The following is a 13,017-nucleotide window of genomic DNA, read 5'->3' on the forward strand; positions in this document are numbered from 1 at the left end:
CACATGCAGCCTAAACGAATTGACCTACTTGTTATATGTTGGGTTGTTATTATATTGAGCTGATGAATAGGGTTTTTATAAAAATTGATTATTTTAGCTATAATTTATATTATACAAAGAGTGCCTCTCTTGCATCTTGTGATTAAACTGTTGGGCTTGCTTCTTTGAAGTATTGTATTAAAAGATCACCTATGAAGAAAATTTACTTTTTACTCCTTTTTATTTGCTTTTCCCTTTCCACTGCTTTTGCTACACATATAGTGGGAGGAGAATTTGCGCTCGTTTCTAAAGGCCGTACTAATGTGTACGAACTGAGTTTAAATCTCTATTTTGATGATATTAACGGCAACCGTGGCGCAGAGGATGCAAGGGTTTTGGTGGCTATTTACAGCAAACGGGGCAATGCATTTATAACATCTTATACGCTTAATAAAGTATCTACCCAGTTAGTAGATTACTCTGATCCATTATGTACAAGTGCAAATTTGAAAACCCGTCAAATCCGTTATGCTGCGGAAATTACGCTTACCTCTGATAAATATACAGATGAAGCCGGGTATTATGTAGTATGGGAAAGATGCTGCCGCAATAATTATATTTCTAATATCAGAAATCCACAGTCAGCAGGAATGGCGTTTTACATGGAATTTCCGGCAGTAGTACAGGATGGAAACCGTTTTGTAAATAATTCTCCTGTGTTTAGTATTCCTAAAGGTGACTATGCCTGTGTGAATGAGCCCTTCGTCTTTGACTTCAGTGCAACCGATAGCGATGGGGATCAGCTGGTATACAAACTGGTAACTCCTTTTAAAGGCCACAGTTCAGAAGCTTTTCCCAATCCGGCCATTTCTCCAGGCCAGTTTTATTCTGCCCCTTATTCTACTGTTACCTGGGCTTCCGGTATTTCTATAAATAATGTAATTCCAGGCAGAAATCCACTTTGGGTGAATGCAAATTCAGGGCAGATCATGTTTACAGCTAGCAGCCAGGGATTGTATGTATTTTCTGTGGCTTGTGAAGAGTTCCGTGATGGACGCAAGATAGGAGAAGTCCGGCGTGATTTTCAATTACTGGTAATCGATTGTCCGAAAAATACAATCCCCAATGTAAAAATGAAAGAGCCTGATAAACCGGGCTATTATAGAGAAGGTCAGGTGATGAAAATTCCTTATTCTGATTCCCGTTGCTTTAATTTTGCCATAGTAGATTCAAATTTCCGTCAGCAGATCAACCTGATGCTCCGGCCGCTTAATTTTGATGCAAGCCTGGCTACACTTACACCTACAAAAGGTTCTTTGAATGGACCTACCGATACACTCCGGGCACAGCTTTGCTGGGATAAATGCGCACAAAGCAAACCCGGAGAGCCGTTTATGTTTGAAATCATTGCTTCTGACAATGGCTGTCCACTACCTAAACGGGATACCTTGCTGGTGATGATGGATCTGGAACCCAGCCCGAATGAACCGCCAGCTATCACTACTTCCCTAAACAACAATGAAGCTACCTTAGTGGCTGGCAATGAAATCACTTTTACAGTCACCGGCGAAGATAGAATCGATAATGAAGAGATCACGGTGGAGGCATTCGGAAGAGGGTTTAATTTAGCTGACGCCGGCATGCAATTTACCCCTGGTTCCGGGGTTGGCAAAGTCACTCTTCCGTTTACCTGGCAGCCGGATTGTAAACAGGTGATAGAAAATGCTACCTATACCGTAGATTTTGTTGTTAAAGACAAACGATGCCCTTTACAGCAAAAATCAGATACGGTTACTGTGAATCTGACTTTTGAAGCCAGAACTACCCGGCAACCGGAGGTAGAAACAACATTGCCCGGGAATCATGCTAAACTGTTTACCCATCAGGAAATCCGTTTCGATGTGATGGCAACGGACCCTGATACCGATCCGATTGTTCTCAGAGCGGTAGGAAGAGGCTTCGATTTAGAACAAGTAGGCATGCAGTTTAAAAATCCCAGTACCGGAAATGGAAAGATTACTGAGCCTTTTTACTGGAAACCAACCTGCGAAAATACTCTTAGTGAGATAGGAACCTATATTATTGACTTTATTGTGGAAGACAACAGTTGTGCTGCCAATGGAGCTGATACGATTACTGTAACCCTCGAGTTATCGGACTTTGAAGTGGTATTCGACGGATTTGAGCCGCCTAATGTGTTCACTCCTAATGGCGATGGCAAAAATGATTCATTCTATATTCCTAATTTACCGGCGGATAATTGTAAAGAATGGTTTGAACGGGTAGAAGTATATAACCGCTGGGGCAAATTAGTGTATGAGGGTGATAAGCGGGAGTTCAGCTGGTCAGGCGTAGGATTCCCTACAGGTGTATATTATTATCTGATCTTTTATCACAACAGCCGTTATAAAGGAACTGTTTCGTTGCTGAGATAAAGAATAAGCCCCAACTTATAGATTGGGGCTTATTCTTTATAAACGCCTTAAAGTTTATTGTTATATCTAACCAATAATTCCTACTTCAACTCCGAAGCATTCACACGGGTAGGAGTGTCTTTGCCACTGATGATACTTCTTGCACTTTGGGCAATGGCCTTAATGATCTGCGTCATATTGGCAATGTCGAGCGATTCATATTCATCATCCACACTGTGATACAATTTATCAATGTCGATCTGGTCGGAAGAAATACTATGGGCTGGTACCCCTAACCTGGCAAGTGTTGCATTATCTGAACGGTAGAACAGATTTTGTTCCGGATAAGGGTCCGGGTGAAAGGTAAACTGGGTTCCCTGCAGGTTTTGCTGAAGTATTTTGCCAAAGTCGGTTTTTTCATAACCCGTAACCCAGGCTGTATTTGGCCCAAATTTAGAAGGTTTACCAATCATTTCCATATTAAACATAGCCACCACTTTATCTGGATTCAGTTGTTTGGAAAAATACTGCGAACCATACCCTCCTACTTCTTCAGCAGTAAAAGCAACAAATATGAGCGTACGTCCTTTATTTTTTTGCTTTTTAAAGTAACTCGCCAGTGCTAGTACAGCCGTTGTTCCGGAAGCATCATCGTCAGCCCCATTGGCAATGGAGTCTCCATTTACCGGTTTAAGAATCCCTATATGATCGTAATGGGCAGAAAAGATCACCATTTCTTCTTTTTTGTCTTTGCCAGGAATCATGCCTACAACATTGCTTAATTTCAGTGTTTCTACCACATTACTGGCTTTTACCTGGAAAGAGGGATTTTCTACCGGCGGAAACATGGCGAATACCAGCGAACCGTCACCTGCTTGTTCCAGGCTGATATTGCCTTTAGAGAAATAGTTTCTATACTGATTAAATATCTTTTGGTGGGTTTCGTCAATCAGAAGGAGTGTATTTTTCCTGGCTTTCATCAAATCGCTGGCTATCTGAGAAAAGCTATCTTCGGCCCGGACCAAAATCACGTTTGCATCACTCGATTGCTGCCATTGTATCTGAGGTTGCCCGGTGATAACAAAAACTTTATCGGAGGTCACTGTTTGCCCGTTTACCTGTACAGTCGTTTCACCCGGTTTTACCCTATACACATTAAAAGTTTGCTTATAACCAGTAAGCCCATCCAGGGGTTTTAAACCAATCTTTTTAAATTCTTCTTCAATAAAATCAGCCGCTTTGTCTGCACCTGGTTCAAAAGATTTTCGTCCCTGCATGTCATCGGCCGACAGCGTTTTAATGATACGGTCTACATAGGCTTGTTCAATCCCTGATTTTTGAGAGAAAACCGGTACACTTATCAACAGACAGCATATAAGCTGAATCAATTTTTTCATGAGTCTATAGTTTATTTTTTAGGAGAACATTTGTATCGTCTGTTCCCTATTAAACGGTCAATTTAAAGATTTACCTCGAAACTTTATTAGCCGGATTCACATTATTATAGATAGCCTTTCTGGACAAACTTTACGAAGTAATTACTCCTGCAACCTGAGGATGTCTGGAAACAGTAGGGCTTATTATCTTTTAAATACATTCATGGCTATATTATCAAGTGCTTCCAGCAATGGAAGAAACAACCGTACTTCCAGAAATAATTCTGAAAACCCGCTCACTTTCAAACAACGGCTCAGCGCTTTACGCAATTTACCGGCATTCTTTAAACTGGTCTGGAAAACCAGTCCGCCTATGTTTATCGCCAATATTGTGCTTCGGGTGCTTAAGGCAGCTTTGCCGGTGATTATGCTCTATATTGGCAAACTGATCATTGATGAAGTGATCGTACTTACCCAAACTGCCGGACCACATGAATTGACCACTTTGTGGAAATTGGTAGCTGCCGAATTCGGGCTTGCTTTCTTATCAGATTCCCTAAGCCGGGCCGTTGCTTTACTCGACAGTTTGCTGGGCGATTTATTTGCCAATCAGACCTCTATTGAACTGATGGAACATGCGGCTACACTTGACTTAGATCAGTTTGAGGATTCTATCTTTTACGACAAACTGGAAAGAGCCAGGCAACAAACCATCGGACGCACCATTCTGCTCTCGCAGGTATTGGGACAAGTACAGGATCTGATTACGATGGCTTTTCTGGGAGCAGGTCTGGTGGCATTTAACCCCTGGCTTATCTTATTATTAGTCATCGCGGTAGTACCTGCCTTTCTGGGAGAAGCTCATTTTAATGAGAAGAGTTATTCTCTGGTACATGGCTGGACACCTGAACGGCGAGAACTGGACTATTTACGCTATATTGGTGCCAGCGACGAAACTGCCAAGGAAGTGAAAATATTCGGGCTTTCCGGATTTCTTACCGACCGTTACCGCATTCTCTCCGATAAGTATTACAAAGCAAACAAAGAACTGGCTGTAAAACGTGCCTCCTGGGGAAGTGTGTTCGCTGCGATTGGCAGTGCTGGCTATTACAGTGCATATGGGTTCATTATCTGGCAAACGGTAAATGGAATGTTATCGGTAGGTACGCTTACCTTTCTGGCTGGTTCGTTCCGCCAGTTGAGATCCTTACTGGAAGGGGTACTCACCAGATTTTCAAGTGTGTCGCAAGGTGCTTTGTTTCTCAGCGATCTGTTCGACTTTTTTGAGATCAAGCCCAGAATTTATACGCCGCAAAAACCCCGTCCATTCCCACGCCCAATTAAGGAAGGATTTGTATTTGAAAATGTAGGTTTTAAATACTTGAACTCCGAAAAATGGGCGAATCGCCACCTTTCATTTACTTTACATGCCGGGGAAAAGCTGGCATTGGTGGGCGAAAACGGAGCTGGAAAAACTACCTTAGTTAAATTACTGGCCCGCTTATATGATCCCTCCGAAGGCCGTATTCTGCTGGATGGCTATGACTTGCGGGAGTATGACCTGACTGAACTTCGCCAGGAGATTGGTGTGATTTTCCAGGATTTCGTTAAGTTTCAGATGAGTGCTTCCAGTAATATTGCCGTAGGACGGATTGCCGAAAAGGAAAATAAAAATCGTATTGAAAATTCAGCACACCAAAGCCTAGCTGATACCGTGATTGAAAAGCTGCCAGGAAAATATGACCAGATTTTAGGAAAACGTTTTGCCAAAGGCGTAGAACTTTCGGGCGGTGAATGGCAGAAAGTAGCGCTCGGGCGTGCCTACATGCGGGATGCACAAGTATTAATTCTGGATGAACCTACGGCAGCTTTGGATGCCAGGGCAGAATATGAAGTATTCCAACGGTTTGCTGAACTGACGCATGGTAAAACGGCTGTACTTATTTCTCACCGCTTTTCTACTGTCCGTATGGCCGACCGTATTTTGGTATTAGATAATGGCGAATTACATGAAATTGGAAGCCATGAGGAATTACTGGCGAATGATGGCCGGTATGCCGAACTTTTCCGCCTACAGGCAAGAGGCTATCAATAGAATATATAGAAGAAAGTGTATATCTAGACTACTATAAAACTTAAGCGGCTATACAGTAAATCATTTGGGCAGAGTTTGTATATTTCGGGAGATATGTATTTTTTATTCTCAACATAACTTATGCCACCCAGACCTTATATTTTAGCCGAAACCAACTGGAAAACAGTAAAAGACACTTCCTACCAGGTTGCTGTATTGCCCTGGGGCGCTACTGAAGCCCATAATTATCACCTTCCCTATGCGACTGATACCATTCAATGCGATTATGTAGCCGCCGAATCTGCCCGGATTGCCTGGGAACAAGGAACCAAAGTAATTGTATTACCTACTATTCCTTTCGGCGTGAATACCGGCCAGTTAGACATCAAGCTCGATATTAATATGAATCCCAGTACGCAGGCTGCTGTGATGCATGATGTATTAGAGGTGCTAGCCAGGCAGCAGATCAACAAAATTGTGATGATGAACGGGCATGGCGGAAACGATTTCCGGCAGATGATCCGGGAATTGCAAGCTAAGTTTCAAACTACATTTATTTGTACGCTGAACTGGTATAAAGCTGTTAACTGGAACAAGTATTTTAACGACCCTGGCGACCATGCTGGGGCGATGGAAACCAGTGCCATTATGCACATTGCCCCAGATCTGGTACTTGACTTGTCGGAGGCTGGAGATGGAGCTGCTAAAAAATTTAAGCTCAACGGATTTAAAGAAGGCTGGGTATGGGCACAACGGGAATGGAGCAAAGTCACCAAAGATACCGGTGTAGGAGACCCTGCCGAATCCACTCCCGAAAAAGGAAAAGCCTATCTGGAGGCTACCGTTGCCAATATCGCTAAATTCTATACCGAACTCGCCAACTGCCCGATTGAGGATTTGTATGAATAGTGATTATGAGCTTTACTTTTTTGTTTTAAAGTATTTATATATTACTGAAAACCTATATTGGTTGGGAATTGATTGTTTTGCATTAAATAGTATGGAATAGATATAGAGAATAATTATGCCAGTAAACGTAATCTTCATAAATTCTACTTAGAAAAGGATTTTATTACCTAGTATAATATACCGGCTTTTTAGATAAGTGATGAAAGCTGTCAGGTATATATTTGTCCTTATGAGATCCTTTTTTACATCTGTATTACTTTTTCTTTCTATATCAGCATTTTCTCAACAAGTAAAAGTATTAGGAAGAATTGTTGATGCCAAAACCGATAAGCCAGTAAAAGATGCATCTATCATAGTAGAGCAAACTACACATACAATAGTTTCAAATCCTCTTGGTTATTTTGAGCTTATTGAACAACTACCTGTAAAAATTACAGTTTCTCATGTTGGATATGTAACTTCATCTGTGGAGCTAACAGTGGATAACCCCAAGGTTAAGATAAAGATTGAACCTGTTTTACATTCTTTAGAGGATTTATCTATTAAAGGGCAAGTATTTCTTACAGAATTTGTTTACAATCAGGCCGCTTATGACTCCCTCATACACTATAGGCAGCAACCGGCAAATACTACAACCTATGCAATGGCCGAACATCAATGCGCTTTTCCGGGCGATATGGCGGCATTTCGTAATTATGTAGCCAACCAACTATTAAAAAAGAAAGATGATCTTACCGAAGCGTTTGCTTCTACTGTTTTATTTACAGTAATGCCTGAAGGTACTATTTCTGTAGATTCAATTAGTGGAGTGAAAGAAAATGTGGTCCAACTTATTAGACAAACATTTGTTGCAAGCCCTAAATGGGTGCCTGCTTTTCAGGGAAACAACAAAGTAGCTATGCGTCTCATGCAAAGTATAAAGTATGATCCTACAGTGGAGATTTTTCAAAAACTTGATATTGGACCAGAATACACAGGTGGCTGGGCTGAGTTTTATGATCTTGTAGGAAAGAACTTGAAATTTCCATCACAAGCTAGGAAAGCAAAAGTTAATGGTAAAGTGTTTGTACAATTTGTGATAAATGAGTCGGGAGAATTAGAGGATATTCAAATACTCAAAGGTCTTGGGTATGGATGCGATGAAGAGGTAATACGGGTGATTAAATTGTCCTCTGGTAAATGGATACCAGGTAAACTGAATAATAAATCAGCAAAAGCTAGAGTAAGTGTACCAGTGCAGTTTAAAACCGGTTGATACAATTCTTATTGAACGTTCGACAATTTACTTCGGTGAACTGTTCTTTAATAAAATTTATAATATATTTTATTCGATAGCTTCCTTAACCGCTTCAATCTTACCAGCATCAGTTATACTCTGCTCAAATTCTGGCGGACGTAAAGTGCCACCCATAAATACAGTAGTTGGCCGGTAAATCATCTGGCTGGCTACTTTGATGCGGCCGCTTACATGAAATTCTATTGCTCCAGTGATATTCCTAATTTTAGTAATATTCCGTTCAGTAATACCTGCACCAGGCATGATGCTAATGCGATTGTTAGCTCGCTTAATTAATTCAGCGATTAGGTCAGCCCCTTCATAAGCAGAAGCTTCCAGGCCGGAGGTGAGAATGCGGCTTACTTTTTTTAATGTAATGATGTCCTCTAATGCCTGAAAGGGGTCTTTTGCCATATCGAAAGCCCGGTGAAAAGTAACTTGTAAAGGTTGTGCAAGCTCGGCCAGTTGAGCCGTCCGTTCCTTGTCTACCTGTCCGTCTGGGGTGAGAATGCCAAATACAACCCCATCCACTTTCAGGGTTTTACAAAGTTCAATGTCTTTCTGCATTTGTTCAAATTCCGGCTCAGAATAACAGAAATCCCCTCCTCTGGGCCGGATCATCACAAATAAGCCTATCTGAATATTTTTTCTGGTAACTTCGATACAACCGGCACTGGGAGTAGTACCACCTTCGAACAGATTGCCGCATAATTCTACCCGATCGGCACCGCCTTTCTGGGCTGCAATGGCTGATTGTACCGAATCTATTACGACTTCTATAGTAATCTTCTTTTTCATAAGAATAGTAAGTATTCGAATTGCATGTTAATTTAGAAATAGGTAGCTGATCGAATGCTGATTTTTACTTTTTTCGAGCCTGCAATTTTTTAACTTACTATATTTTTAGCATCTACCATTTTATTCTCACTGCCAGTGTACAGCGCAAAATCGAAACCTTTATGAATGCTGTAGCCTCCATATTCACCATTTTTATTGAGGGCAATAAATCCAACCTGTAGATCTTTCACATCTTTTATTTTTTTCATAATGCGTTCCACAGCAATTTTGCAGGCTTCCTCTGGAGACTTGCCTTGACGCATCATTTCTACCACCACATGGCTGCCTACTACTTTGATAACCGCTTCGCCTAAACCGGTTGCACAGGCGGCACCTATTTCATTGTCTATATATAAACCTGCACCGATAATGGGAGAATCGCCCACCCGTCCGTGCATTTTATAGGCTAGTCCGCTGGTGGTACAAGCGCCGGAAAGATTGCCAGCCTGGTCTAAAGCAAGCATGCCAATGGTATCATGGTTCTCAATATTGATGATAGGTTTGTATTTGGAGGTTTTCATCCACTCTTTCCAGTCTTTCTCAGAAGCAGGAGTAAGCAGGTTCATCTTTTTAAACCCGTTAGCTAAAGCAAAATCCAGGGCTCCTTTTCCTACCAGCATTACGTGTGGGGTTTTTTCCATTACTTTTCTGGCCACTGCAATCGGATTTTTGATGTATTCCAGACAGGCCACTGAACCACAATTCCCGTTCTCATCCATTATACAGGCATCCAATGTTACTTTTCCATCCCGGTCTGGCAATCCGCCATAGCCTACACTCCGTTCATTGGGATCAGATTCCGTAATCATTACGCCAGCTTCCACAGCATCGAATGCCCTTCCGTTAGCCGACAAAATTTTCCAGGCACCTTCATTGGCAGCCAGTCCATGCCGCCAGGTAGAAATTACAATGGGTTTACTGGCGACTGTAGCAAGCGGCTTTTGATTAGAGGAATATGCTGGTTTAATAATACTTGCCAGGGCAGTGCTGAGAGCAGATATCTTAAGGAATTTACGGCGGCTGTTCATACTGTATACGTTTACTTGTAAACTTTTATGGAAAGGAAGTACGTACAAGTATACTAAAAAAACAGGCCAATCGAGTAATGCACACCTAAATTATAGCGATATACCCTTCATTGATGATAGTTTTAGTTTGCTCTGTGCTGTTATATGTATATTAATTTATTCTCAAGAAATAATTCTGCTGATACAACTTTTAAGTTTTTTACTAATTTACCACTTTACTACAACCGGCTCTGAATTTATTCACTTTTTAGGCTAATTCAGCAATTGTTTTTCCTTGATAATCATCTATTAAACCGCTTACGTCGGATGAATAAACTAGTAAGATTACACACCTGCTTTTATGTGTGTTTGCTGCCATTTCTGCTGCTGACACAGGCTTGTAAAAATAATCTGGAAAGCGCAGATGGAAGTAAAGCAGATTCTACGCTCGTAAAAGAGCTCATTGCCAAGCGCATTACTTTGCCTAATGGCTGGTCCCTCACACCGGCAGGAACTTCACAGCCTCTGGGTGATTTTCCGATGAACATGGCGCTTTCTCCTTCAAAAAAACTACTGGCAATTACTAATAATGGACAGAGCAGGCAATCGATCATGCTGATAGAGGTGGCTTCAGGAAAAATGCTTTCAGACATCGATATTCCCAAAGCATGGCTTGGATTGAAATTCAGCGCCGACGAGAAATTTCTGTATGCTTCTGGTGGAAATGATAATATGATCCGGATTTATGGAGTTGCAGATAATAAAATAGCTTTAGCCGATTCTATTGTGCTGGGCAAACCCTGGCCTGTTGAAAAGATATCAGTCGCAGGTATAGAGATCAATCCAAAGAAGAATGTACTATATACCGTTACCAAAGAAGACAGCGCTTTATACATCTGCGACCTGACAAGCAAAAAAGTAATAAACCGGGTTAAATTACCTGTTGAACCCTATACCTGCCTGCTGTCACCTGTTTCCAATGAATTATATGTTTCGTTATGGGGCGGAGAACGAATCGCAATATTCGATACAGAAACGATGCAAATGGCTCAGGAAATCAAAGTAGAAAGCCATCCGAATGATCTGACACTTACCAAAGACGGGAAGTATTTATTTGTCGCCAATGCCAATTCTAATTCTGTATCTGTGATTGATGTAAAAGGCCGCAAAGTGATAGAAACTATTGCTACTGCTTTGTATCCGGATGCGCCAACCGGCAGTACAGCCAATGCAGTTTCCCTCTCTGAAGATGAAAAAACAGTATTTATTGCCAATGCAGATAATAATTGCCTGGCTGTTTTCGATGTAACTGAACCAGGAAAGAGCCGGTCCAAAGGATTTATGCCAACTGGCTGGTATCCTACGTCTGTAAAAATTGCCGGTAACCAGATTTTTGTAACCAATGGCAAAGGTGAATTTTCCAAAGCCAATCCCAAAGGTCCGAACCCCACTAAAAAAAGGGATGAAGGAACAGAATATATTGGCGGATTATTCAAAGGAACGTTACTAACCATCAACATGCCAGGCGATCCGCTTTTGGGTGCTTACTCCAGAATTGTATACGATAACACTCCTTATACCAAAGAAAAAGAGAAACAGGCCGCTGGAGAAACCGGAAATCCTATTCCCCGCAAATCTGGTGACCCATCGCCTATCAAATATGTGTTCTACATTATTAAAGAAAACCGCACGTACGACCAGGTATTGGGAGATATGCCTGAAGGAAATGGCGATCCCTCTCTTTGCTTATTTCCGCAGGAAGTCACGCCTAACCATCATGCATTGGCCCGTGAGTTTGTACTGCTGGATAACTTTTATGTAGATGCAGAAGTAAGCGCCGACGGACATAACTGGTCAATGGCGGCATATGCTAATGATTATGTAGAAAAAGTGTGGCCTACAAGTTACAGCAGCCGGGGTGGAAATTATGATTATGAAGGAAGCCGGGAAATTGCTTTTCCTAAAGATGGGTTTATCTGGGATTATTGCAAACGGGCTGGTATTAGTTACCGCAGTTATGGCGAATTTCAGGCTTATGCCAAAAAGAAAGGCTCAGCCCTGGAAGGTCACATGGCGACAGCTTATCCGGAATATGATCTGAGTATTAAAGATATTGTCAGAGAGCAAATCTGGGAAAAAGACTTTGATTCCTTAGTAGCTGCTAATGCGTTGCCCAGGCTTACAACCTTGCGTTTCGGAAACGACCATACCAGTGGTGCCAGAATAGGAGCGCCTACTCCAGCCGCCCATGTGGCAGATAATGATCTGGCTTTGGGCCGTTTTATTGAACATTTGTCTAATAGCAAAGTATGGAAAGAATCGGTAGTATTTATTCTCGAAGATGATGCCCAGAATGGCCCAGATCATGTAGATGCGCATCGTTCACCGGCTTTTGTTATTAGTCCGTATATAAAACGTAAAAGTGTGAATCACAATATGTATTCTACTTCTGGCATGTTACGAACCATAGAACTCATTTTAGGATTACCTCCCATGAGCCAGTATGATGCCGCTGCCAATCCGATGTGGGAATGTTTCACGGCCACTCCCGACCTGACACCTTATACATCACTCAAAAATAATGTAGACCTGGAAGCTAAAAACGTAGCCATGACCGAAAGTGCCCGCCGTTCAGAATCATTTAATCTGGCTGTAGAAGATGCCGCTCCAGATAATGAATTCAGTGAAGTAATCTGGAAAACGGTAAAAGGAGAATCCAGTCAGATGCCTGCCCCTCGCCGCAGTGCCTTTCTCCGGCTGGTTGATAATGATGAAGAAGAGGAGGATGAAAGAGAAGAAGCTGAAGATGAAGACAATGAAGATAAAGACAAATAAATAGTAAATCGTTATTTGGTTGGTCGTTGTCTGTAGAATTATGTAAAATAACAGATGGCTATATATAAATATAAATAAGCTGCAGAACGAATTAATCCGGTATTTGCAATTCCCCCTATATCGAAAAGTGTATTGATTTCTTTAGCTAACGAGGATAAATTTAGCTGTCCTAAGTAAGACCGATTTTTGCCTGGTGCTTACAGCCCGTTTGCAATTCTGGTCAGAAATGTAAAAGCCCTTCTGCTCCAACAGAAAGGCTTTGAGATGATTTCAGTGGAGGAGCCAAGAGCTACCCCGGTCAGAATATTTT

At 41.7% G+C, this 13,017-nt stretch carries 8 protein-coding genes; 5 read left to right on the plus strand and 3 right to left on the minus strand.

Annotation, left to right across the window (positions count from 1 at the left end; translation table 11 throughout):
- The first annotated feature begins 191 nt into the window (after positions 1–191).
- Positions 192–2,414 carry a T9SS type B sorting domain-containing protein gene (locus GXP67_RS21615; protein ID WP_162445046.1) on the plus strand — a complete coding sequence of 741 codons (2,223 nt, stop codon included), beginning with the start codon at positions 192–194 and terminating at the stop codon, positions 2,412–2,414.
- Positions 2,415–2,494: 80 nt separating this feature from the next.
- Here the strand turns inward: GXP67_RS21615 and GXP67_RS21620 are convergent, their stop codons facing one another.
- Positions 2,495–3,790: a M20/M25/M40 family metallo-hydrolase gene (locus GXP67_RS21620; RefSeq protein WP_162445047.1), complete on the minus strand. Its 1,296-nt coding sequence runs from the start codon at positions 3,788–3,790 to the stop codon at positions 2,495–2,497.
- 202 nt (positions 3,791–3,992) lie between these two features.
- Here GXP67_RS21620 and GXP67_RS21625 point away from each other — a divergent pair, with 202 nt between their 5' ends.
- From GXP67_RS21625 to GXP67_RS21635, 3 genes are all read left to right on the plus strand, one after another.
- Positions 3,993–5,864 (plus strand): ABC transporter ATP-binding protein, encoded by a 1,872-nt coding sequence (locus GXP67_RS21625; RefSeq protein WP_162445048.1) that lies wholly within the window; start codon positions 3,993–3,995, stop codon positions 5,862–5,864.
- A gap of 120 nt (positions 5,865–5,984) precedes the next feature.
- The gene (locus tag GXP67_RS21630) at positions 5,985–6,752 is read left to right on the plus strand and encodes a creatininase family protein (protein ID WP_162445049.1); all 768 of its coding nucleotides are present in this window, start codon (positions 5,985–5,987) and stop codon (positions 6,750–6,752) included.
- 229 nt (positions 6,753–6,981) lie between these two features.
- The gene (locus GXP67_RS21635) at positions 6,982–8,007 is read left to right on the plus strand and encodes a TonB family protein (RefSeq protein ID WP_162445050.1); all 1,026 of its coding nucleotides are present in this window, start codon (positions 6,982–6,984) and stop codon (positions 8,005–8,007) included.
- Positions 8,008–8,076: 69 nt separating this feature from the next.
- On the opposite strand, the gene GXP67_RS21640 is transcribed toward GXP67_RS21635, so the two are convergent.
- Positions 8,077–8,826, minus strand: a complete 750-nt coding sequence (locus GXP67_RS21640; protein ID WP_162445051.1) for a copper homeostasis protein CutC — start codon at positions 8,824–8,826, stop codon at positions 8,077–8,079.
- An 89-nt stretch (positions 8,827–8,915) separates the two neighbouring features.
- Positions 8,916–9,893 (minus strand): isoaspartyl peptidase/L-asparaginase family protein, encoded by a 978-nt coding sequence (locus GXP67_RS21645; RefSeq protein WP_162445052.1) that lies wholly within the window; start codon positions 9,891–9,893, stop codon positions 8,916–8,918.
- A gap of 306 nt (positions 9,894–10,199) precedes the next feature.
- On the opposite strand from GXP67_RS21645, the gene GXP67_RS21650 reads away from it, so the two are divergent.
- Positions 10,200–12,707, plus strand: a complete 2,508-nt coding sequence (locus GXP67_RS21650) for a bifunctional YncE family protein/alkaline phosphatase family protein (protein WP_162445053.1) — start codon at positions 10,200–10,202, stop codon at positions 12,705–12,707.
- The last annotated feature ends 310 nt before the right edge of the window (positions 12,708–13,017 follow it).

It is taken from the genome of Rhodocytophaga rosea (assembly GCF_010119975.1).
In the GTDB taxonomy this organism is placed as follows: domain Bacteria; phylum Bacteroidota; class Bacteroidia; order Cytophagales; family 172606-1; genus Rhodocytophaga; species Rhodocytophaga rosea.

What these genes read in the sequence shown, in the direction of transcription:
- GXP67_RS21615 (WP_162445046.1), top strand. Translation starts at nt 192, where the DNA reads ATGAAGAAAATTTACTTTTTACTCCTTTTTATTTGCTTTTCCCTTTCC.
- GXP67_RS21620 (WP_162445047.1), bottom strand. Translation starts at nt 3,790, where the DNA reads ATGAAAAAATTGATTCAGCTTATATGCTGTCTGTTGATAAGTGTACCG.
- GXP67_RS21625 (WP_162445048.1), top strand. Translation starts at nt 3,993, where the DNA reads ATGGCTATATTATCAAGTGCTTCCAGCAATGGAAGAAACAACCGTACT.
- GXP67_RS21630 (WP_162445049.1), top strand. Translation starts at nt 5,985, where the DNA reads ATGCCACCCAGACCTTATATTTTAGCCGAAACCAACTGGAAAACAGTA.
- GXP67_RS21635 (WP_162445050.1), top strand. Translation starts at nt 6,982, where the DNA reads ATGAGATCCTTTTTTACATCTGTATTACTTTTTCTTTCTATATCAGCA.
- GXP67_RS21640 (WP_162445051.1), bottom strand. Translation starts at nt 8,826, where the DNA reads ATGAAAAAGAAGATTACTATAGAAGTCGTAATAGATTCGGTACAATCA.
- GXP67_RS21645 (WP_162445052.1), bottom strand. Translation starts at nt 9,893, where the DNA reads ATGAACAGCCGCCGTAAATTCCTTAAGATATCTGCTCTCAGCACTGCC.
- GXP67_RS21650 (WP_162445053.1), top strand. Translation starts at nt 10,200, where the DNA reads ATGAATAAACTAGTAAGATTACACACCTGCTTTTATGTGTGTTTGCTG.